General features: G+C 43.4%; 21 protein-coding genes. 4 read left to right on the top strand and 17 right to left on the bottom strand.

Features of this window, described 5'->3' with window-relative positions:
- Positions 1-224: 224 nt before the first annotated feature.
- The 12 genes from rpoS to C8D97_RS16810 all read right to left on the bottom strand — a co-directional run bounded on the left by rpoS (position 225) and on the right by C8D97_RS16810 (position 11,105).
- Entirely contained in the window at positions 225-1,178 is a 954-nt protein-coding gene (gene rpoS, locus C8D97_RS16865; protein ID WP_109764983.1) for an RNA polymerase sigma factor RpoS, read from the bottom strand.
- Positions 1,179-1,285: 107 nt separating this feature from the next.
- Positions 1,286-2,200 (bottom strand): peptidoglycan DD-metalloendopeptidase family protein, encoded by a 915-nt coding sequence (locus C8D97_RS16860; RefSeq protein WP_109764982.1) that lies wholly within the window; start codon positions 2,198-2,200, stop codon positions 1,286-1,288.
- Between the two features lie 143 nt (positions 2,201-2,343).
- Entirely contained in the window at positions 2,344-2,925 is a 582-nt protein-coding gene (locus C8D97_RS16855; protein WP_109764981.1) for a YqaA family protein, read from the bottom strand.
- A gap of 94 nt (positions 2,926-3,019) precedes the next feature.
- On the bottom strand, positions 3,020-3,688 hold the full coding sequence (locus C8D97_RS16850; protein ID WP_109764980.1) for a protein-L-isoaspartate(D-aspartate) O-methyltransferase: 669 nt from the start codon (positions 3,686-3,688) through the stop codon (positions 3,020-3,022).
- On the bottom strand, positions 3,685-4,431 hold the full coding sequence (gene surE / locus C8D97_RS16845; protein ID WP_109764979.1) for a 5'/3'-nucleotidase SurE: 747 nt from the start codon (positions 4,429-4,431) through the stop codon (positions 3,685-3,687). Before surE ends, C8D97_RS16850 begins: the two co-directional genes overlap by 4 nt.
- Before the next feature lie 83 nt (positions 4,432-4,514).
- Entirely contained in the window at positions 4,515-5,657 is a 1,143-nt protein-coding gene (gene truD, locus C8D97_RS16840) for a tRNA pseudouridine(13) synthase TruD (RefSeq protein ID WP_109764978.1), read from the bottom strand.
- The gene (gene ispF, locus C8D97_RS16835) at positions 5,654-6,133 is read right to left on the bottom strand and encodes a 2-C-methyl-D-erythritol 2,4-cyclodiphosphate synthase (RefSeq protein ID WP_109764977.1); all 480 of its coding nucleotides are present in this window, start codon (positions 6,131-6,133) and stop codon (positions 5,654-5,656) included. The genes truD and ispF overlap by 4 nt, the downstream gene beginning before the upstream one ends.
- 4 nt (positions 6,134-6,137) lie before the next feature.
- Positions 6,138-6,938, bottom strand: a complete 801-nt coding sequence (ispD, locus tag C8D97_RS16830) for a 2-C-methyl-D-erythritol 4-phosphate cytidylyltransferase (protein ID WP_109764976.1) — start codon at positions 6,936-6,938, stop codon at positions 6,138-6,140.
- Positions 6,939-6,943: 5 nt separating this feature from the next.
- Positions 6,944-7,225: an FtsB family cell division protein gene (locus C8D97_RS16825; protein WP_109764975.1), complete on the bottom strand. Its 282-nt coding sequence runs from the start codon at positions 7,223-7,225 to the stop codon at positions 6,944-6,946.
- Positions 7,226-7,305: 80 nt separating this feature from the next.
- On the bottom strand, positions 7,306-8,586 hold the full coding sequence (gene eno, locus C8D97_RS16820) for a phosphopyruvate hydratase (protein WP_109764974.1): 1,281 nt from the start codon (positions 8,584-8,586) through the stop codon (positions 7,306-7,308).
- Positions 8,587-8,614: 28 nt separating this feature from the next.
- Complete coding sequence (gene kdsA / locus C8D97_RS16815; protein ID WP_109764973.1) at positions 8,615-9,460, bottom strand: 3-deoxy-8-phosphooctulonate synthase; 846 nt, start codon at positions 9,458-9,460, stop codon at positions 8,615-8,617.
- Between the two features lies 1 nt (position 9,461).
- On the bottom strand, positions 9,462-11,105 hold the full coding sequence (locus tag C8D97_RS16810; RefSeq protein ID WP_109764972.1) for a CTP synthase: 1,644 nt from the start codon (positions 11,103-11,105) through the stop codon (positions 9,462-9,464).
- A gap of 603 nt (positions 11,106-11,708) precedes the next feature.
- Here C8D97_RS16810 and C8D97_RS16805 point away from each other — a divergent pair.
- Positions 11,709-13,892 (top strand): S9 family peptidase, encoded by a 2,184-nt coding sequence (locus tag C8D97_RS16805; protein WP_109764971.1) that lies wholly within the window; start codon positions 11,709-11,711, stop codon positions 13,890-13,892.
- A 109-nt stretch (positions 13,893-14,001) separates the two neighbouring features.
- Positions 14,002-14,448, top strand: coding sequence for a GAF domain-containing protein (locus tag C8D97_RS16800; protein ID WP_109764970.1), 447 nt, complete (start codon positions 14,002-14,004; stop codon positions 14,446-14,448).
- A gap of 30 nt (positions 14,449-14,478) precedes the next feature.
- On the opposite strand, the gene C8D97_RS16795 is transcribed toward C8D97_RS16800, so the two are convergent.
- The 5 genes from C8D97_RS16795 to C8D97_RS16775 form a co-directional block, all read right to left on the bottom strand.
- Positions 14,479-16,386 (bottom strand): DUF885 domain-containing protein, encoded by a 1,908-nt coding sequence (locus C8D97_RS16795; protein ID WP_109764969.1) that lies wholly within the window; start codon positions 16,384-16,386, stop codon positions 14,479-14,481.
- 36 nt (positions 16,387-16,422) lie between these two features.
- On the bottom strand, positions 16,423-17,229 hold the full coding sequence (mazG, locus tag C8D97_RS16790) for a nucleoside triphosphate pyrophosphohydrolase (protein WP_109764968.1): 807 nt from the start codon (positions 17,227-17,229) through the stop codon (positions 16,423-16,425).
- Between the two features lie 29 nt (positions 17,230-17,258).
- Positions 17,259-19,466, bottom strand: coding sequence for a GTP diphosphokinase (gene relA / locus C8D97_RS16785; protein WP_109764967.1), 2,208 nt, complete (start codon positions 19,464-19,466; stop codon positions 17,259-17,261).
- Between the two features lie 243 nt (positions 19,467-19,709).
- Positions 19,710-21,044, bottom strand: a complete 1,335-nt coding sequence (gene rlmD / locus C8D97_RS16780) for a 23S rRNA (uracil(1939)-C(5))-methyltransferase RlmD (RefSeq protein WP_109764966.1) — start codon at positions 21,042-21,044, stop codon at positions 19,710-19,712.
- Between the two features lie 108 nt (positions 21,045-21,152).
- On the bottom strand, positions 21,153-21,926 hold the full coding sequence (locus C8D97_RS16775) for a 3'-5' exonuclease (protein ID WP_109764965.1): 774 nt from the start codon (positions 21,924-21,926) through the stop codon (positions 21,153-21,155).
- A gap of 146 nt (positions 21,927-22,072) precedes the next feature.
- Here C8D97_RS16775 and C8D97_RS16770 point away from each other — a divergent pair, with 146 nt between their 5' ends.
- The gene (locus tag C8D97_RS16770) at positions 22,073-23,044 is read left to right on the top strand and encodes an ABC transporter substrate-binding protein (protein ID WP_170115284.1); all 972 of its coding nucleotides are present in this window, start codon (positions 22,073-22,075) and stop codon (positions 23,042-23,044) included.
- Positions 23,045-23,058: 14 nt separating this feature from the next.
- A complete protein-coding gene (locus tag C8D97_RS16765; RefSeq protein ID WP_109764963.1) occupies positions 23,059-23,367 on the top strand; it encodes a hypothetical protein in 309 nt (102 codons plus the stop codon).
- Positions 23,368-23,435: the final 68 nt, after the last annotated feature.

Raw genomic sequence — 23,435 nt, 5'->3', positions numbered from 1 at the left:
GTACACCTATTGATTAGTTTATTTTTGATAGTTCGAGTGTAGCAAGAAACCCCATAATAATTAACGATTTAACTTTAAAAGAGTTTTGCGCTTATCGAAGTTTCTTAAAAGGCGTAAAGCTATTAACTTTAGAGATTTGGATTTTTGATCCAGATCTGGATCAAAAAAGCCCACTTACGTGGGCTTTGGATGAGAGACTACAAACTGCATTGACTACATTGAGACTAGGCTTTAAACAGTGCCTCAAGCGACAGTCCCTGCTTTTCTAACAACTGTCTTAAGCGACGCAGTGCTTCTACCTGAATTTGACGAACACGCTCACGGGTTAAGCCAATTTCAACACCTACTTCTTCCAGAGTGGAGGGCTCGTAGTGTAATAAACCGAATCGTCGTGCAATAACTTCACGTTGTTTTTCGGCCAACTCCCCTAACCAGTGTTCAATGTTGTTTTTCAGATCATCATCTTGCAGCTTTTCAGCCGGCCCCATGTCACGTTCATCAGGAATAGTATCCAGCAGTGACTTTTCAGAGTCGGACATAAAAGGAGTATCAACGGACGCAATGCGCTCGTTTAACCCTAATAGTCGGGTAACGTCTTCAACGGGTTTATCCAACTTGGCGGCAATATCTTCTGCCGTTGGCTCGTGGTCCAGCGTTTGTGCCAGCTCACGTGACGCTCGTAGATAAACGTTTAATTCTTTCACCACATGGATCGGTAAGCGAATGGTTCGCGTTTGATTCATGATGGCGCGTTCGATGGTTTGGCGGATCCACCATGTGGCGTAGGTTGAGAAACGGAATCCACGTTCCGGATCAAACTTTTCAACCGCCCGGATCAGACCCAGATTACCTTCTTCAACCAAATCAAGCAGCGCTAAGCCACGGTTGGTGTAGCGACGAGCGATTTTAACAACCAGTCGAAGATTGCTCTCAATCATTTTGGCGCGAGATTTCTCACAACCTTTTTGAGCTTTACGAGAGTAGAAAACTTCTTCTTCAGCGGTTAACAGTGCGTTTATGCCAATTTCGCCCAAATATAACTGAGTCGCATCAAGCGATTTCTCATGGACTTTATGGTATTCGGCATATTCATCAGAAATATTATCAGAAATGGAGTCAGAATTGACTTCCACTACAGCGGCTACTTTTTCATTTTTGCGTTGTTTTTGTTTGCTCATCACTCACCTCTCCACTAAAAATGCGGCAAAACCGCAAATTTACAACTAAATCAGTATCTTTTAATCCTTAAAAGCCACTAATTTAGACGAATCCTCACTACTGCTTTTTATAGTTTTGGTAAAAACTTCGTTGGATCAACTGGCTTACCCTGATAGCGAATTTCGAAGTGCAACTTACTTTCATCCGCACCAGTATTTCCTATATCGGCAATAACCTGTCCAGCTTTAACTATTTCGTTCTCGCGGACATGAATTTTACTGTTATGAGCGTAAGCGCTTAAATAATCATCATTATGCTTCACGATGATCAGGTTTCCATAACCTTTAAGCGAGTTGCCGCGATAGACCACGCGACCAGGTGCGGCAGCTCTTACGGGCTGACCAGGTTTTCCGGAAATATCGACACCTTTGTTACCGTGCAACTTTTTCGAAAAACCGCTTAATATGGGGCCTTTTACCGGCCAATACCATCGATTAACTTTCGACAGTCTTGATTGACCTTTAACTGATTTTGCAATGCTTTGTCGAGTACTTTTTAATCTCTTTTTATTATTAGTCCTGGGCTTTGCAATAACATCAGGCTTTTGTGGAGAGCGATTACTTACCTTCTCACTGGCATTTTTACTGGACTCTGCTTCATCAGCGGCTTGTATAGGCAATCCAAGGGCCTTGTGAACTGCGACCTGCAATTTTTCCGCATTGAATGTTTCGTCACGATAGGGTATTTGCTGCACTGCAAAACGAAGTTTTTGACCGGGATAAATTCGGTAACCTTCTTCTATACCGTTAATTTCTGCCAACTCGCGATAATCGAGACCGTAGTTAAACGCGATGGAAAACAGCGTATCGCCCGGTTTTACTTCATGATATTCGGGTAAGGACAGATCTTCATCGGGTGCAGGCGGCTGACGGTAGGTGTTAGAGGACAGGTTTATCACGGGTGCTGGTACGTGTTCCGCACAGGCAAACAACGCCAGCGAAATTAAGATGCCACAGGTAACTTTTGCGACAATTTCTTGCATGAAACACCCTATTTTAACCTTTGAGTCGTATAACACATTGATTTAACAGGCTTTCGACTCAAAACCATTTTGGGTAATTCTTGATAATCGTTTTAACTTAACAATTACTTTAAGAAGTACCCGTAACTACATGATTTATATAACTATAGGTATTTGTATAACAAATAGCCAACAACTGCAAGTAAAATAACAATCCAGCCCAGCCAGTCGATGATCGGCTTAATTTTACGATCGATGGTTTCGCCACCAAAATACATAAGCGCCGATACCAGGTAAAAACGTGACGCCCGGCCAATTATAGACGCCACCATAAACGGCAATAGCGCCATACCAATGAGTCCGGCACTGATGGTAAAGAGTTTATAGGGTATGGGTGAAAAACCAGCAACAAACACCACAACCCAGCCGTAATCATTCATCCAGGTTTTAATGGTTTCAAATCGCTCGGTGTAACCCATGGACGCAATGGCAGGTTCAACCAGATCAAACATTTCGGCACCTAACCAGTAACCCAATAACCCACCGATCACCGATGTTAAGGTGCAGATCATGGCGTAAAACCAGGCTTTCTGCTTATTGGCCAACGCCATGGGCGCCAGCATGACATCCACAGGAATGGGAAAAAACACTGACTCGGCAATGCTCATGCCACTTAAATAATAAACCGCGTGTCTGTGTCTGGCCCAGCGCAGGCATTTATCATACAGAGGGCTAAATATTTTCATGGTGTTGTGGCCTGTCAGTTTCGGGTCAAGGGGTTATTTATTATTAAGAGGTCATTGTTATAGAAAAATCATCACATCCATGTGACAGAGAGTATCAGTCGATGGTTCCACCCAGCAGTGGTACAAACTTCACTTTTTCCAAATTCATTTTTTTCAACTCACCATCTTCCTTGTGCAACAAAATTAAATCTTGTTCGCCGTGCTGCGTACCGACCGGAATAACCATTCGACCACCTTCGGCCAGTTGCTCAACCAGTTGTTCTGGAACCGATTCAGGTGCAGCCGTAACAATAATGGCATCAAACGGGGCTTTATCTGGCCAACCTTTAAAACCATCGCCATGGCGGTACTGAACATTAAACACTTTAAGATTTCGGATACGCTTTTGCGCGACTTTTTGCAGTGGACCAACCCGCTCAATACTGAACACCTGCTTAAACATTTGCGCCAAAATAAGGGTTTGGTAACCAGAGCCGGTACCAATTTCGAGTACGTTATCCATGGGGCCGGTTTGGTAAAGCAGTTCGCTCATTCGCGCAACGATAAACGGTTGCGAGATTGTCTGCCCCATACCAATCGGTAAGGCGGTATCTTCATAAGCCCTATGTGATATGGCTTCATCAACAAAAATATGACGTGGTGTGCTCGCCATAATCGATAACACACTGTCGTTTGATATGCCTTTTTCTTTTAAACGCTCAACCAGACGTTGCCGTGTTCGCTGCGATGTCATACCGATACCGGATAATTGTAATGAGTTCATAACTCAGACATCCACTCCCCAACTTGATCAAAACAATCGTAAGCAGTGACATCCACCGAAATGGGTGTGATAGACACATAACCGTTGTCCACTGCGTAAAAATCTGTCCCTTCGGCTTCGTCCTGTGCGCCCGGTGTGGGCCCCAACCAATACACAGTACGACCTTTGGGATCTTTTGCTGGAACAATAGTATCAGCTCTATGGCGACTTCCCAAACGAGTTAATTGATATCCTGCAATTTTATCGGGGGCTATATCGGGTACGTTAATGTTTAAAATACGATCCAGTGGCAGTGGATTATCTTTTAATCGATTAATGATTCGGGTAACCGCATGCGCCGCAGTTTCATAATGACGGCATTCTTTACCCACCAGAGAAACGGCTATTGCCGGAAGCCCCAAGGATCGCCCTTCCATAGCAGCCGCAACCGTACCCGAATAAAGAACATCATCACCAAGATTGGCACCTGCATTGATACCGGCCACCACAATATCGGGCGTATTAGACATTAAATGATAAGTACCCACATGAACACAGTCAGTTGGCGTACCCGTCACCGAATAAAACCCCTGCTCTGTTTTCTTCACTCGAATCGGTACTTCCAGTGTCAAAGAGTTGGATGCGCCGCTGCAATTTCTATCCGGCGCTACCACCGTAACCTCATGGGTTTTGGCCAAGTATTGATACAGGCAGGATAAGCCCGGCGCAAAATAACCATCATCATTACTCAGTAATATATTCATCGTTGCTTGTAGTCTTTCATTATCTGTTTTTTACTTTTTAAGATTTTCTATTAATAGGTACATTTCGTATTAATGAGTACCCTTTATTTATGTTCCAGCGCAGAACCATCGACACAATGCCCTAGCTCACTTAACAATCCTGTCGCAAAGCAACCACTTGGCAATGAGAAAGATAACTCCAGTGTGGTCGAATCATGCCATTGCCATTGCAGTTCAAAGGGAATAACCCGTAACGCACGCCAGTCGGTTTTAACCGGCAATTTTTCGACAAGCTCAAAATAAGGCGCCCATATTTCAGCAAGCTTATCGGCTTCTGGTAATGTCTCAAGACTAAAGAAATCTTCACCGGGCATTGGACCAGCAACATGAATATCCGCTTGTTCTAATCGCTCCGGCAAATCCGTTTCACTGCCATCAACTTGAAAAAAAGAGCGACTGCCCGCCAGTTGCATTCGATCATGCAGTTGAGCCGTTTGCCAACTATCACTTTTGACTCGAAGCGCCAGATACTGATTAAAAAACCAGGAACGCATGGCCGATAAATACATAGATCGCTGATGTTTTTTAACCCGCTTACCTTGCAGCATGGCAACAGCTTTTCGTACATTATTGCCATGATGACCAAACCGCTGCGCACCAAAATAATTCGGATACCCTTGCTGCTTTATTGTCTCCAGTTGCTGTTCAATATCGGCTTGCTCACCCTTGACATCTCGTAGGGTAATCACAAAACGATTCTGTTTAACGCTGCCCTGCTTTAATTTTTTATTGTGTCTGTGTATCGCCAGAACTTTAAATTCATCGTCACCTTCAATGTGTTCCGGTGAGGTTTGACCTGGTGTGTATACACTAAACCACTGCCGGGTTACCGCATGACGATCTTTTAAGCCGGCATACCCAACGGCTCGCTCGGGTACCGAAAAAGAGTTTGCCAGTTTTTTTGCAATCCACTGGGTGTTAGCCCCGGACTTCTCCACCAGAACAAAACAGTGTTCACCTTCATCGGTTAATGGAAAAGACAGTTGCTCATCAACAAAAAAATCGTTGTTGGTCTGTTTAAAAACCGCCGACTGAATACTGGAAGCTTTCGATGAAGGCCAGTCAAACGAGCTGTTCACTGAATTACTTTCTTCTAACTTACTTTTTTCACTAATGCTATGCTCATCATTGACGCTTTGTTCTTTATTGGCGCCTTGTGCTTCATTTAAGATGTTATTACCACTCATTCTGCACGCTCGAGTAAGGTTACTGCGTGTACCGCGATCCCTTCTTTGCGACCTATGTATCCCATTTTTTCTGTGGTGGTTGCTTTTACATTTATATCATCCAGCTGACACTCACAATCAATGGCAATATTGTTTCGCATTGCCTGAATATGCGGCGCCATTTTAGGTGCCTGGGCAACAATGGTAATGTCCAGATTAACCGGTTTAAGTTGTTTGTCTTTTAACATAGCCATAACTTGTTGCAGCAAAGTACGGCTGTTAATGTTTTCGTAGGCATTGTCCTGATCAGAAAAATGCTGACCAATATCGCCAAGCGCAGCCGCGCCCAGTAAAGCATCACAGACCGCATGCAATACCACATCACCATCGGAATGCGCCAACAAACCTGACTCATGCTCTATGGTAACGCCTCCTAAAATTAAAGGCGCATCGCCACCAAATTTGTGGGCATCAAAGCCATGACCAATTCGTAACATAAATTTATTTTTTCATCCTGTCACTGTTGCCAGTATTATCAGTGTCATTACTAAAAGCGTTGCGTTTAACAGTAGAATTTTCGAGTTCACTGGCTTGCTGTTTAAGAATAAACTCAGCCAATGCCAAGTCTTCCGGATAGGTAATTTTAATGTTGTCATGCCGACCTTCTACAACCCCTACCGAAGCGCCAAACGTCTCAAGTGCCTGCGCTTCATCGGTGATCAAAACATTATTTTTTTGACAATGCTCAACTGCTTCGCTAAGTAATTTAAGTGGAGCCATTTGCGGTGTTAATGCACGCATAAACAATTGTCGATTATGAGTTTCAGTGATGCGAGAGCATTTAATTTGTTTAAGGGTGTCGACAATGGGTGCGGCAAGAATAGCGCCTTCCGAAAAACTTTTAGCACTCTGTTTCAAACGGATTAAATCTGTCGTCGTTAAACAAGGACGTGCGGCGTCATGCACCAAGACCCATACATTGTCATTTGTCGATAATGTCTTAACCGCTTTTAACCCCAACCTCACCGAATCCGCTCGTTCGGCGCCGCCACGGGTAATCTGGAAATGGATCTTAGGGTAGGATTGTTGAAATTTCTCGATGATTGGCAAAACAGTTTCGTCGTCATCGGTAACAATAATAATGCCGCGTATTTCCTGATCTTGGGAGAACCGTTCGAGAGAATATTCAATCACTTTACGGCCAGACAGTTCCAGATATTGTTTAGCGGTTGACTGCTGCATGCGAGAACCGCGTCCCGCTGCCGGAATCACAACCCAGAATTCTGGCGTCTGTAACGACATATAAACTATTGTTTTTTAGAAGAGACAAACCGGTAAAACGTTTCGCCCGGTTTGATCATGCCAAGATGCAGTCTGGCGTATTGTTCGATAGCCGCTTCATTATTTCGCAGAGCTTTTACTTGCTTATGCAGCTCGGCATTGCGCTGTCGTAACTGTTCGTTGGCATGTTTTTGTTCAGACACCTGTTGCTTGAGCTGTTCAAGCTCGGCAAGACCACCATCGGGCGACCACAGGCGAACCTGTAATCCCGCGAGCAGTAGTATTAATAGTGTGGCTGACCATTTCATAATGTTGTTCCAGTGATTAGGCCACTAATGAAGCATCAAATGCATCAATAGTAGCCTTCACAATAACCTGATGCCTGACTTTACGCCAAACATTTAAAGGCTGACTTACCGGGATATACCGCTTTGTCGCCCAACTTCTCTTCAATTCTAAGTAATTGGTTGTATTTTGCAACTCTGTCACTTCGGCACAAAGAGCCGGTTTTAATTTGACCCGCTGCAGTGGCCACTGCTAAATCGGCAATAGTGGCGTCTTCGGTTTCACCACTTCGATGAGACACAACCGCTGTATAACCGGCATCCTGAGCCATTTTTATCGCGGCCAGTGTTTCAGTTAATGAACCAATTTGGTTCACTTTGATCAAAATTGAATTAGCGATGCCTTTGTCGATGCCTTCTTTCAGGATTTTAGTGTTGGTAACGAATAAGTCGTCGCCTACCAACTGTACTTTATCACCGACTTTTTCGGTCAGCAGCTTCCAGCCATCCCAGTCACCTTCGTCCATACCGTCTTCAATGGAAATAATCGGGAAGCGATCTACCAAGTCAGCCAGATAATCAACAAACTCCGCTGAGCTTAATACTTTATCTTCACCGGCTAGATGATATTGACCATCTTTATAAAATTCTGATGAAGCCACATCCAGACCCAACCAGACATCTTTACCCAGTTCATAGCCCGCACGTTTGGTTGCTTCACTGATCGCGGCCAAGGCTTCTTCATTGGAACCCAGATCCGGTGCAAAACCGCCCTCATCGCCAACGGCCGTATTCAAACCTTTTTCTTTTAAAACACCACGCAGTGCGTGAAAAATTTCGGTACCGCAACGCAGCGCTTCAGAAAACGACTCAACACCGGCAGGAAGAATCATAAACTCCTGAATATCCACGTTGTTATCGGCATGAGCGCCACCGTTAATAATATTCATCATAGGCACTGGCATGCTGAACGAGCCTGTATTGATGTGCTCAAATAATGCCACACCTTTGTCAGCCGCAGCCGCTTTTGCCGCGGCTAAAGAAACTGCCAAAATAGCGTTCGCACCCAGTTTTGATTTATTTTCAGTACCGTCCAGATCCAGCATTAACTGATCCAACGCAGCCAGATCAGCAACACTTTTACCAACCAACGTCGACTTCACTTCATTATTAATATTGGCGACGGCTTTTAAAACACCTTTCCCCAGATAACGTGACTTATCACCATCACGCAGCTCTAATGCTTCGCGTGATCCGGTCGAAGCGCCAGATGGTGAACAGGCACTGCCCACTACACCAGACTCAAGAATAACGTCTGCTTCAACGGTTGGGTTACCACGTGAATCCAAAACTTCACGCGCCTTTATATCAATAATGTTCGACATGGATCTTCCTATCTCTTGGTAAGTTAAATTATTCAACGGGCATTAAATTATCTTCAGCAAATGGTGATGACTTCACCGCCTGATCAATTTGCTGAAGCATGCTCAACATGGACTCAATGTTATGCATGGGGAAAGAATTGGGACCATCGCTTTTAGCATTGGCAGGATCAGGATGCGTTTCCATAAATAATCCGGAAATTCCTGCAGCCATTGCCGCCCGAGCCAATACCGGAACAAACTCTCGCTGACCGCCACTTGTCGTACCCTGACCGCCGGGCTGTTGCACCGAATGAGTTGCATCATAAACGACCGGGCATTGCGTCTGACGCATTATCGCCAAACCACGCATATCAGAAACAAGGGTGTTATAACCGAAGCTTACGCCTCGCTCACATACCATAATATTATCATTACCTGTCGCTTTCGCTTTATTCACCACATTGGCCATATCCCAGGGCGCCTGAAACTGACCTTTTTTAATATTCACAGGTATACCTGCTTCACATACGCGCTGAATAAAATTGGTCTGACGCACTAAAAGCGCAGGGGTTTGCATAACGTCCACCACCGAAGCGACTTCATTAATCGGCGTATCTTCGTGAACATCGGTAAGTACTGGTACGCCAATTTGATCTTTTACTTTTTGCAAAATGGCCAGGCCTTTTTCCAGGCCCGGACCGCGAAAACTGGTATGCGATGATCGGTTGGCTTTATCAAAGCTCGACTTATAGATAAAAGGGATGCCCAGTTTTTCGGTCACTTCTTTCAAGTAGCCTGAAGTGTCCAGAGCCAGTTGCTCGCTCTCAATAACGCAGGGACCTGCAATTAAAAAGAACGGATGCTGAATGCCTACGTCTAAACCACATAATTTCATATTAACTCTCCTGAGTTTCGTTTTGCTGCGCTATTCTGGCCGCTTCAATAAAGGCAGTAAATAAAGGATGACCATCACGTGGGGTCGAGGTGAATTCCGGATGGAACTGACACGCCACATACCAGGGATGATCTGGCAGCTCCATGGTTTCGACCAGATGTTGAGCCGCCGAATAACCTGAAATTTTCATACCTGCGGCTTCCAACTGAGCAATATAATTATCGTTCACTTCATAGCGATGACGATGACGCTCATTGATTTCATCACTGCCGTAAATAGCATGAATTTTTGTATCGCGAACTAATTCCGAAGGCTGAGCCCCTAACCGCATGGTACCGCCCAGATCAGAATTTTCGGTACGGGTTTCAACAGAGCCATCTTTATTGATCCACTCTGTAATCAAACCGACCACGGGATGCGGTGCATCAGGTGCAAACTCGGTGCTGTGCGCCCCTTCTAAGTTGGCAACATGGCGAGCAAACTCAATCACCGCAACCTGTAAACCAAGGCAAATACCCAGGTAAGGAATATTATTTTCTCGCGCGTATTTTGCGGTACAGATTTTACCTTCAACACCACGCTCACCAAATCCACCGGGAATTAATATGGCATCAGCATTTTCCAGCAGATAAGTACCTTTTTTCTCAACGTCTTCCGCGTCAATGTACTGAATATTCACCGTTACACGGTTTTTCAATCCCGCGTGGGTCAAAGACTCCGACAGAGATTTATAGGCGTCGGTTAAATCCATATATTTTCCAACCATAGCCACTGTTACTTCGCCTTTAGGGTTGGCCTGAGCGTAGAGCACTTGCTCCCACTCTTCCAGATTGGACTCTTTAACATCCAGTTTAAACCGCTCACAGATCAGATCATCGAGCCCCTGCTGTTGCAGTAACGAGGGAATGCGGTAAATGCTCTCAACATCACGCATCGAAATTACCGCGTTTTCCTTAACATTGGTAAATAACGCAATTTTCGCACGTTCACCCGCTGGAATCGGTTGTTCGGAGCGGCACACCAGTACATCAGGTTGAATACCTATCGAGCGTAATTCTTTTACAGAATGTTGGGTAGGCTTGGTTTTTAATTCACCGGCGGTTTTAATATAGGGTAATAGCGTCAGGTGCATAAATAAGGCACGCTCACGGCCTAGTTCGTAACCCAGCTGACGGATGGCTTCAAGAAAAGGTAAGGACTCAATATCACCAACGGTTCCGCCAATTTCTACCATGGCAACGTCGGCATCACCGGCACCGGCTAATATTTTACTTTTGATTTCATCGGTAATATGCGGAATAACCTGCACGGTGCCACCAAGGTAATCGCCCCGGCGTTCTTTTCGTAACACATCGGCGTAAACGCGGCCGGTGGTGAAGTTATTCTTTTGCGACATGCGGGTTCGCACAAATCGCTCGTAATGACCTAAATCCAGATCGGTTTCTGCACCATCTTCCGTCACATAGACTTCACCGTGCTGAAACGGGCTCATAGTGCCCGGATCAACATTGATATAAGGATCCAGTTTTAGCAAAGTGACTTCCAGGCCACGGGACTCCAGTAACGAAGCCAATGATGCAGCAGCAATTCCTTTTCCTAACGAGGAAACCACCCCACCGGTAACAAAGATAAATTTCGTAGCCATTTACTCACCCATTAATAATTCTTTGGCGCGCGCCTGCTATCAGGCACTAAATATGAAAAACAAGCTCTCCAACACCAACTAACAAATGCAAAAAACAAGCTAACCCACTGAAAATACAGAAAGTTTTGCGCTTTAACGCATTGCCGGTATTTATCTGGAATATCTGTGTGAAGAGTCATATCAAGACGGGAGGATATTGTACCAAAGAACAGGGGGTTCAATCGAGAAAAAATATTCGAGATCCGGTAAATAATGCGCCCTTGTTCTATCCTAATGTCTTTCATATGGGAAGTAACGGATATCGAAGCACGTTCTCTCCACAGTCTTTAATCGATTGATTTATAACATTGAGTGAATTTGGGTCTATGTTGTTTTAAGATAACCGCTCTTAATATGAACTGTTTAAGATAACTTTGCTTTATATTATATGATCTAAGTATTTTGCTTTAAGATCCTGTACTTTAAGCGACAAGATCATCACCTTCGATAAGATTGCTGCATTACAGATATCGTTTAAACAAGGGTAAGACTCATAAGCAGTACAACTTAACTGCAATACAACTCAACAATGAATAATAAATATAAACGCAAGGACGTCATATAATGAATCCAATACGAAATAACCCAATCATTCACGCTGTATTGATGATGACACTGGTTGCCTGCCAACCAGCGGATAATACCCAATCAGCCAACAAGTCAGAGTTAGAAACCGCCACTATGAATAATCCAAAACCACCGGTTGCTAAAAAAGTACCTCATAAAATGTCCATTCACGGTGACACTCGTATCGATAATTACTACTGGATGCGAAACGATGAACGCAAAGCACCAGAGGTTATACAGCACCTAGAAGCAGAGAATAGCTTTACCGAGGCCACTCTGGCTCACACAACTTATTTGCAGGAAAAGCTATTCAAAGAAATTAACGGCCGTATAAAGAAAGACGACTCAACGGTTCCGTTTAAAAAGAATGGTTACTTCTATACTCAGCGTTATGAAGGTGACAAAGAGTACCCAATATACCTACGCCAAAAAGACAACCTTGATGCGAAAGAAGAAATATTGCTCGACGGTAACAAAATGGCAGAAGCGCACGACTACTTTGCCATTGGCGATTATGAAGTCAGCCCGGACAATAAAATTTTGGCCTATTCAACGGATACTCTCAGCCGACGCGTTTACACCATTGAATTTAAATCACTCAACGATGATCAGTCCAATGTAAATGATGTGTTAACCCAGACAAATGGTCAGATAATCTGGGCAAATGACAATCAACACGTTTTTTACATTAAAAAAGATCCTCAAACCTTATTGGGTTATCAGGTGTATCGTCATCAATTGGGTACACCCCAAAGCGATGATTCTCTGGTGTATGAAGAAACAAATTCAGCGTTCTACACTTCTTTAGGCAAAACCAAAGATGATTCCATTATCTACATCTATCACGACAGCACCGACAGCTCAGGTGCTTCTATTTTAGACGCCAATCGTCCCACCGACGACTTTGTATTGTTTGCGCCGCTGGAAGATAAGCACGAGTACGCCTTTGAAAAGTTAAACGATACGTTTTACATACGAACCAACTGGCAGGCGAAGAACTTTCGTATCATGAAAGCCAGTGGCAAAGCCATACACGATAAAACACAGTGGCAAGAAGTCATTCCACATAATCCTGATGTGTATATTAGAGATATAGAGCTGTTTCAAAACTACCTGGTAATCAACGAGAAAGAAAATGGTGTAAACCGTATCAACGTCATTAACTGGGATGATAACAAACAACACAACATTCAATTTGAGGATCCGGTTTTTGTCGCAGGCTTTACAAACAATACGCATACCGACACTGACACGCTGCGTCTTTACTACAGCTCAATGACCACTCCTGCCAGTGTTTATGATTACAATATGAAGAAGCAGGAAAAAACGTTATTAAAGCAACAGGAAGTACTGGGCGAATTCCATCCAAATAACTACCAAAGTGAACGCATTTTTGTAAAAGCGCGCGATGGGAAGCAGATCCCGGTTTCATTGGTCTATCGTAAAGACAAATTCAAACAAGATGGCACCAATCCTTTGTATCAATACGGCTATGGATCTTACGGGGCCACCATTGATCCTTATTTTTCAGGTTCCCGATTATCATTGCTTGACCGAGGATTTGTTTTCGCCATTGCCCATATTCGTGGCAGTCAGATGCTTGGGCGCCCCTGGTATGAAGACGGAAAAATGTTCAATAAGAAAAATACCTTTAATGACTTTGTCGACGTCACTCGCGAGCTGGTTGCTCAAAAATACGGCGCCAAGGATAGAGTGTTTGCAGCAGGCGGCAGTGCAGGTGGCTTATTAATGGGTGCCGTGATCAATCAGGCTCCTGAATTGTATAAAGCCATAGCAGCCCACGTGCCCTTTGTTGATGTAGTCACCACTATGTTGGATGAATCCATCCCTTTAACCACCAATGAGTATGATGAATGGGGCAACCCGAACAATGAAGACTCCTACCAATACATGTTGTCTTATTCACCTTATGATCAAATCAGTCGTCAGGATTACCCCCATATACTAGTAACCACCGGACTGCATGATTCTCAGGTGCAATATTTTGAACCTATGAAATGGATCGCAAAATTACGCGAATACAATACCAGTTCAAATACCATTGTTTTTAAAACGGATCTGGAAGCCGGTCACGGTGGTGCATCCGGACGCTTTAAGCGCAACAGAGACACGGCTCTTGAGTATGCGTTTTTTGCCGATCTGGCAGGAATTAAAGAGTAGCCTTTCGTCAGTGTGATTTATTTACGACCTGTTGTTGAGTAAAGTTGGCTATATACTCCTATACTTTTTAACAGGTCTTAAATCTCTTCTTACAAAGGCACTCATTACTTTGACAACTGATCATACGACCACAAAAAACACAACGGCCTCTCGGCAAAACGATATTTTGCAAAAAATCCGCGATAACTTGTCGATGGAAATGGCCTTGTTTAGTCATATTTATGGCAACGTTTATGAAGTGGTTTCAGTGGTTAGTGAGATACCAATCGCCAATGTCGGCGATAAACTCGATCTGAATGACTGCCTATGCCTACAGGTGCTGCAAAATAAAGCCTCAGTGTATTATCATAAAATCAATACCATTGAAGAGTTGCGAGAGCACCCGGTTATTCAAGCCATGCAACCGGAGAGTTACATTGGTGTTCCGGTTTATCATTCCGGTGAGATTTTTGGTACTTTAAGCATGTTATCACTGACACCGCGCTCACATGCATTTACCGAATTAGAAATTGAACAAGCAAGAGCTGCCGCAGATGCACTTTCAGCGACGCTGTAAACACTTGTATTGAAACTCAACGACGATTGACTACTCGGTATTTTCGACGTTTTTAGTAGCTACCGCGCCTTTAGCAGCGTTCCCAATCCATTGCGTGACATTTTTTTCAACAACGGCTATTGGCAGTCGCCCATTTTGTAAAAGTTGTTGATGGAAATGTTTGGGATTAAATGATGCGCCAAGCTGCTTTATCGCTTGTTGCTTTAAATGCATGACCATTATAAAGCCGGCTTTTTCTGCACTCCATAAGCCCGGACGTAACATTATTTTGTGCGTTATACTGCTCGCCTGTTGTTCGGTAAAAAATCCATGTTGCATCAAATAATCATTTGCGTCGTTAACTGACCAACCCTTCAAGTGAATGCCTGTGTCTACGGCCAGTAGTAACGTCGCTTTTAAATCCATTAATAACCAACCCAGTCGATCCTTCCATGAAGAATAAACCTTAAGTTCATCGCCCAAAGAAGCGGTATACAATCCCCATCCTAATTCAAATGCTCTTGTATTAGCGGAGTCACGAAATACTGGCAAGTCATTCAACTCACTATGCATTGCGTGCAAAAAATGATATCCGGGTGCACCATACTTCAGCAAATGAGCTTTAACCTGCCACTTTGGATGCAGTAATCGACGAGCACTATTAATATTCAGTGTGCCTATCATTAATTCTTCAACGCTCTTTAACTGATAATATAAAGCCGGTGACTTCGCAGCATTGATCTCATCAATGGATGCCAACTGATACGTTGCTTTGGGAAAGTCTGAAAACAATGAAGGTGTTCGTTTATTAATTTGATGCATCGCCTGACGGTAGTTTTTCATCAGGGTTTCGGCATGCTGAAAAAAATAAGCAGTATCATTCATGTGTTGTATAAACTCAGACAATGTCCCTTGCTTACCTGACTGCTTTTGTATTTCAAGCAATCCTTGTTTTATTTGCTTTATATTAGAATGCGCAGCCTGATGCAGTTCATCAGGCTCAATGCTATCACCAATGTATGTTGCTAACCGGTTGCTGTACCAGCCCTTTCCCTGGTCACTACTCGTAACGCTTTTTATGCCTTGTGATTTGGGTAAATACTGGTTAATCAATAGGTCTTTTAATTGATCTATCGCCGGATAAACCGATTGTTTAATCACTTTGCTGTAACGCATAATCACGTACTGCTTTTGATTCGCAGTAAAATACGATGGCATATTGGTAACCGGCTGATAAAACACACTGTTCTCGATGCTTTGCGGTGCATTCGAATTAAGAATGCCAGCTAAATGTTTAACCAAAGCGGCGGGTGCAATAACATCCTTATCTAAATCTTTCTGAAAACTTACTTTTAACTGAATAATCAATTCGGGGAGTTGCTGTAATCGTTCAAACCACTGCTCATAATCTTTAATTTTGTCAAACGACAAACGGCCGTAGCCAGAACTGATAAAGAAAAGCCCGGACAAGTAATCATTAGATTGCCAGACAGCCAGTTCATAAGCGGGACGATCGATTTCAGTTAACGTGTTTTTTCGCTGTTCAATAAAAACATCCAGATTGACTTGCGATTGAAGTGATAAGTGTTTTTTTTGAAAAGCCTTAGCTTGGGTCAGGTAGGACTGCTGCAACTTTCGGTAATGGTTTAAGTGCTGTTCAGTATAAAAATTATTAAACGGTGTGGATGCGTCGACTTCACCGGCCAGTAAAGCGCCTAGAACATTCGCATTATTGTTTTTTTGAGTGAAACTTTGAAATAACTCTGAAACAGCTTTATCTTCGGTTGACCTTTGAGCGTTGGCGTTGTTACTTAGCAATAACACAAGCAGTAATAACAGGCAGCAACCCTGTACTTTAATAAAACGTTGCCGTGAATATCTGTCAAAGAATTGATGACTAAACTCTTGCTGAGTAAATACCGGTTCTCGATCAGATTTTATTAATACCCATGTGGTCATAACGCATCTCTTTTATCTATCCTGTTTAAATCAATATTATTTATTCTGTTGTTGCGTACGCTTAGCCTGTTGCCATTGTTGTTCCATATCATTCAATGTCATCTCCGACAAGGTTTTCTGCTCCCTGTCGATTTGTTGCTCCATTATTCTAAATCGTGACTCAAACTTTTTAGTAGCACGTCGTAATGCCGACTCTGCATTTAACTTGTAATGGCGAGATAAGTTGACAATGGCAAACATTAAATCACCAAGCTCATCTTCTATTTTATCGGTTTGCTCTGGCTCAGCAGTTTGCTCTTCGTGCTTTAACTCTGCAATCTCCTCATACACCTTATCCCATACCTGCGCAATATCCGTCCAGTCAAACCCCTGTTTAGCAGCACGCTTTTGAACTTTTTCAGCACGGGTTAATGCGGGTAAACTTTCGGGAATATCATCGAGTAAGCTGGTTTGGTTTTTATTCTTTTTACGCTCCTGATGTTTGGTATTTTCCCATGCCAGATTCAACGCCTGCTCCGTCTCGTAGGTTTCATCTGAAAATACATGAGGATGACGAGTGATCAGTTTATCGCAAACGGATTCAATTACCTGATCGATTGCAAAATGCCCTTCTTCCTTTGCCAGCTGACAGTAAAATACAACCTGAAATAATAAGTCGCCAAGCTCGCCTTTTAAATCATCCATATCGTGGCGTTCAATAGCATCAACCACTTCGTAAGTCTCTTCGATGGTATAGGGAATAATAGTTTTATAAGTTTGCTTTAAATCCCAGGGGCAGCCCGATTCGGGATCCCGCAACTGGGTCATAACATCAACCAATTTTTCTAAACCAGTGCTCGACATTTTGTCACCTGACTCATTATTTGCTCTGCTTACGACTGACGTTTCACGTCAATCACATTGGATACCTGACTGAGTTGCGCCAGTACTCGTGAGAGTTTTTCTGTATTCTCAACATTTAATCTTACGGTTATATAACTGGTTTGACTTTTACCGTCCAGCGAACTGTTCATACTTTCAATACTAACTTTCTCATTGGCAAACACAGTCGTAATATCTTTTAACAGGCTCTTTCGATCGTAAGCGACAATTACAATATCAACGTCATAAATCTCACGATTTTCATCGCCCCATGACACCTGAATCAATCGTTCAGGAACAGTCTCTATCGCCTTTAAAATATAATTACAATCTTGCCGATGCACTACGACACCACGCCCCTGAGTAATGTAACCCCGGATAGCGTCTCCAGGAACAGGGCGGCAACAGCCGGCAATTTTAGTCAATAAACTGCCTACGCCTTCAATTTGAATGCCACTGGTATTTGTCTGCTTTCGATCGGAGTGGTCCTGAAAAATATTCTTTTGTTTTTTCTGCGCTAACCCTTGCATGGATCGAATGTTATTAACGACCTGAGTCATGCCAATATCGCCAGCACCTATTGCGGCATACAGTTCGTCTTCCGAATGGAAGTTAAATTTATTCGATAGCGCTAATAAATCAACCTCTTTAAATCCGTGGCGCTGAATATCTTTATCCAGAATAGTTCGACCTGCAGCGGCATTTTTATCTTTGTCCTGATGTCGAAACCATTGATGAATTTTAGAGCGTGCTCTGGATGAGCGAATATAACCTGCATGAGGATTCAACCAGTCGCGACTGGGACTGCCATTTTTAGTGGTTAATATTTCAACTTGCTGTCCGGTTTTCAAACGATAGGTCAAAGGGACAATTCGTCCGGAAATTTTAGCGCCACGACAATTATGCCCCACATCGGTATGTACATGATAAGCAAAATCAACAGGCGTTGAACCTATGGGCAAGTCAATCACTTTTCCTTGTGGCGTAAACACATAAATGCGATCTTCAATCACTTTACTTCGAAATTCATCCAGCAGCTCATCACTGTCGGCCACTTCTTCCTGCCAATCCAGTAACTGACGCAACCAGGATATTTTGGCTTCAAATCCGGCTTGTTGAGCTTTCGCCCCTTCTTTATAACGCCAGTGTGCAGCTACCCCAAGTTCGGACTCCTGATGCATAGTTTTTGTGCGAATTTGAATTTCCAGATTTTTTCCTTCCGGACCAATGACTGCGGTATGCAATGAGCGATAACCGTTTTCTTTTGGTGTCGCAATATAGTCATCAAACTCTTTTGGTATGTGATTCCAGAGTCCGTGAACGATGCCCAGTACGGCATAACATTGAGGAACCTCATCCACCAGAATTCTGACTGCACGGACATCGTAAATTTCTTCAAAACCAACGTTTTTACGCTGCATTTTTCGCCAGATACTGTAAATATGTTTTGCACGCCCCATAACTTCAGCGTGTTGAATACCAAACTTTTCTATCTCATTTTCGATAGTCTGTAAGATCCGTCCCACATAACGCTCACGATCCACCCGGCGTTCGTCGAGCTGCTTGGCAATGGATTTGTAATGTGCCGGATTTAGATAGCGAAACGATAAATCTTCCATTTCCCACTTCAGCTGACCAACCCCAAGTCGATTAGCCAGTGGCGCATAAATGTCTTTAATTTCATTGGCGATAAAAACACGGGTTTCTTCATCAGCCTTTTTGGCTTCACGTAGCACAGATAATCGTTCAGCAAGTTTGATAAGTACCAGACGAACATCATCCACCATGGCCAAAAGCATGCGTCTGAAATTATCGGTCTGCTGACCGTCCATGGCATCAGTATGATGTTTTTTTTGTACCGCTGAAATGGCATTCATGGCTTCAACACCACGGCACAATGAGGTAACTTCATCACTGATAGAGTCGGAAATTTGTTCCGATGAAATAAGGTTTTGCTGATAAAACGGGTAAATAATGGCAGCGGACAGAGTTGCAGCATCCACATGCAAATGGATTAATGTATCCGCAATGGTTAAACCTTCTTTAAACTCACTTTCGCCGGCGGGTAGTTTTTTAAAGGTTTGCTGCGCAGCTGCAAAACTTTTACTGATCAGTTTTTGTTGTGATTCGGTGTATTTAAGTGGAATTTGCGACAACCACTTTTGAGGGTCATCGTGCAGGGAAAAATCAACAAAATGATTGTCAGCCACTTTAACCATAGTTACATCCGGATAATTTATTAATTAGAAACTCTATTTATAAGAAATTCTATTAATCTGAAGTTTTATGTATCAGACACTGGCATTAATTAGAATCTGATTTACTAAAATAAGGGTTGTTTGCAAACAACAATTTCATTAATGATATTAATTACCAACCCTTATTTTCTGCAAACAGTTAACACATTTTCAAACCGTTAATGCTATTGCACTTAACAGCCAAAGAAAAATGCCAATTGCCACTTAACGTTTTTCAAAAACCGCTATCGATTCAACGTGCGCCGTATGTGGAAACATATCCATGACACCGGCTTTTGTTAAATGATACCCCTGCTGTTTCATGATACCAGCATCTCTTGCCAGCGTTGAAGGATTGCAGGACACATAAACGATTCGTTTTGCACCAAACTTGGGCAGATACTCCACCACATCTTTTGCACCGCTTCTGGGTGGATCAATTAAAATTTTATCGAAGCCTTCTTTTGCCCAGCTTTTTTCGCTGAAATCTTGTTGTAAGTCAGCCTGATAAAAATCAACATTGGTTAAATTATTATGCTTTGCGTTTTCATAACCACGTTCAACCATGGTATCCACCCCTTCAACACCAATCACTTTATCCGCAACAGTTGCTAAAGGAATGGTGAAGTTGCCAAGTCCGCAAAACAAATCCAGCACACGTTCATTTTTTTCTGGCTCAAGTAATGACAATGCCAGACTTACCATTTTGCGATTGATGGATGAATTCACCTGGGTAAAATCCATCGGATGAAAATTTAGCTCTACATTAAACTCGGGCAGTTGATAACTGAGACGCTCATTATTGTCTTCCGGCCAAACCTTATGAACCGTTTTCGGACCTTTCGATTGATAATAAAGATCAATGTCATTCTGTTGGGCAAAGTCTAACCACTTGGCATTATCAGCCTCTGTCATGGCTTCCATATGGCGAATCACAAACGCCAGTTTGTCATCTCCGGCGGCCAGTTCTATTTGCGGCGTAGATTGTTTGGCATCCATACCGCCAATTAATTCACGCAGTGGCATAATTAAATCACTCACTTTATCGTACAAGACTTCGCAAGATTCTATTTCTGCTAAAAAGTTACTGCGCTTTTCACGAAACCCCACCAGACAAGATTCTTTTTTACTGACCCAACGGACACCCAGTCGCGCTTTTTTACGGTAACCCAGAGTATCGGCTTGCAAAGACGGCAGCCAACTATCTGGCTCAATGTCGCCAAAATGTTTAAAGTGCTCTGCCAATATCGACTGTTTAAACTCGATTTGTGCTTCCGAGTCCATATGTTGCAAGCTGCAGCCACCACACATATCAAAGTGTTGGCAAGGCGCTGGTACACGGTTATCCGCCGCCTCCAGTACTTCAATGGCATATCCTTCATCAAACTTTCCACGGGTCATGGCGTATTTCATCATCACCCGCTCGCCGGGTAATGCGCCGTCAACGAACACGGTTTTACCCTCTATATGGCCGATACCACGACCTTCATGGGAGAGTTTTTCGATGGATATTTCAACGGGCTCCTGTGGAACCGGCTTGCGTCTGCGTCGTTTTGCCATAAATCAATTACTGCCTGAATTTTAATACGTTATGTTTGCTGGCAGGCAATGCCTTGCCAGCTGATGTCGTAGAGAAGTTAGTGTAGTGGAAAGCCTAGGCGTTTTCCCCTAGGCGTTGTTCCACAATGATAAAAATTGTTGCAAATGAGATTGCTCCGATTGAGCCAGCAACTGTTTCAGTAACTGGCACTCACGGTCAAACGAAGGCTGATCGAGATGACCTCGCATCAGCTCAAACTTTAAGTAGACTAAGTAAGTATTCAGCACATCAGATTCACAGTATTGACGGATACCGGCTATATCTCCGGCCTGATAGGCATCCCAGACTTTGGCGCCACTCATACCCATCTTGCCGGGAAAACCAAGCATGCTGGCTATATGATCGAGCGGCGCATTGGCGCGGCCGGTATACATGGCCAACAGATCCATCACATCGGTATGACGCGCATGATAACGGCTGATGTAATTGTTCCATTTGAATCCGGAATCGTATTCACCAGTATCCCAATATTGAGCGGCGCCTACTCCATATTTCAGTGCGCGATAGTTCAAAACTGGCAAGTCAAAACCGGTGCCATTCCAGGACACCAGTACAGGTGAAAACTTATCGATGCCATCAAAGAAACGCTGAACCACTTCTTTCTCGGAAGATGTTTCTTCGCCCAGCGACCAAACCTGCACCTTGTCATTGGCGCGAAATACCGCCGATATAGCAACAATTTTATGCAGATAGTGGGGTAAAAAGTCTGAATTGGATTTTTGTCGGTTAAGATGAAACATTGCTTCAGCGGTATCAGCGTCGCTCAGTCCATCCAGCTCATGAATGGCTCTTCCAGCTTCGACATCCGGCACGGTTTCAATATCAAACACAAATACATTCATTATTTACGAATCGTCCTGGCTAATATTTCTTATTTTCAATAGCTTAGTTTATCATTAAGGTAAGGAAGGCATTGTACCCGTATGTTATGCTGCTCACCAGCCAAGCATAAGGATAACGGCAAGATAAAATAAACAGGATAACGCCATTGCAATTCATCAAGTCTACAATCATCTGTTGGTTGCCTTTATTACTAACAGCTCATTTTTCAACCAGCGCTGAAGCGGCTCAAACATCTTCGTCTGCTGTCCCAAGAGTGGTGTTTGTGCTGGATAACCAGGCTGGAAACTACTTACCCATATTAAAGGGCTTTCGCGAATACGCCCGCAAGCATATTGGCCGGTTGATTAGAGTCGATCTGGTCAACAGTCAGGATCTAACGCCTGCCGAATTAAGCCGAGAACTCAGTGGGGACTATGATCTTGCCGTAACCATTGGCGAACAGGCCACCCGTTATGTGATGCAAACCAATAAAACCCTGCCAATATTTAGCCTGAAAGTGAATCAGGCCGAATTACGTGCGCTGTATAAGGCATCGCTGGATCAAAAGCGTCTGATTACCGGTATTTTTCGCGATCAGCCTTTTCAGCGCTTTGCGGTACTTATCCGTAATGCTTTCCCCCAATATCAGCGGGTTGGCCTATTGATCAGCGAACAACGGAAAACTCTTAAACCGTTATTTGATGACGTTATGCAACAACATGAGCTGGAGCCTCTGGTTAATATTGTGCGTCGAAATGATCTGCCGCAACGGGTGCTTGAGCGTCTGGCACAAAAAGCAGACATCATCATTACCGTATACGATGAAGAGGTCTACTCACAGGAAAACATTAAAAGCCATTTGTTAACCGCTTTCCGACATCAAATTCCAGTGATTGGCGTGACTCGCAATTATACCGATATAGGTGCAGCAGCCACACTTTATACCGACAACTTTGAACTCGGAAAACAGGCCGCCAAACAGGTATTAAAAAAGCTGGATCTGTCGAATCAGGTGCTGGAACCCATTTATCCGGAAACCTTTCTGATACGGGTCAACAATAATGTTATGCATTCATTAAGAATTCCGCTTAAGGATACCGATACCTTACGCCAAGCAGTACAGCAGGCCACTTACTAAAAAGATTAAAACCTATGATGAAGTTTGATTGGGGAATACGCACACGAGTTTTGGTTCTGGCATTGGTGCCAACAGGATTAATCGCCCTGGTTATGGGCGTTTATTTTATTGGCGCTCGCGTAAACGATCTTAAAAGTACCCAGTTAGAACGAGGTTTAACGGTTGCACGTAACTTGGCCTACGCCAGCGAATACGGCGTCAGCATTGCCAATTACACCATCGTAAAACGGCTGATTGATCTGGCTCAAGATGGTGACAAAGACATAACCGCTATTGTTATTTTTGATCGCCATAACCGTAATGCCGTTCACTTAAGCGAGTGAGCGGCATTTTTTTTCTTAACAGGATATCGGTTTTTAGAAGCTTTAATGAGTCTGGGATAGCTCCTTTC

This window comes from Pleionea mediterranea (genome assembly GCF_003148745.1).
In the GTDB taxonomy this organism is placed as follows: domain Bacteria; phylum Pseudomonadota; class Gammaproteobacteria; order Enterobacterales; family Kangiellaceae; genus Pleionea; species Pleionea mediterranea.
The sequence above is the reverse complement of the archived record's forward strand: the minus strand, read 5'-3'. Positions and strand labels throughout refer to the sequence as shown.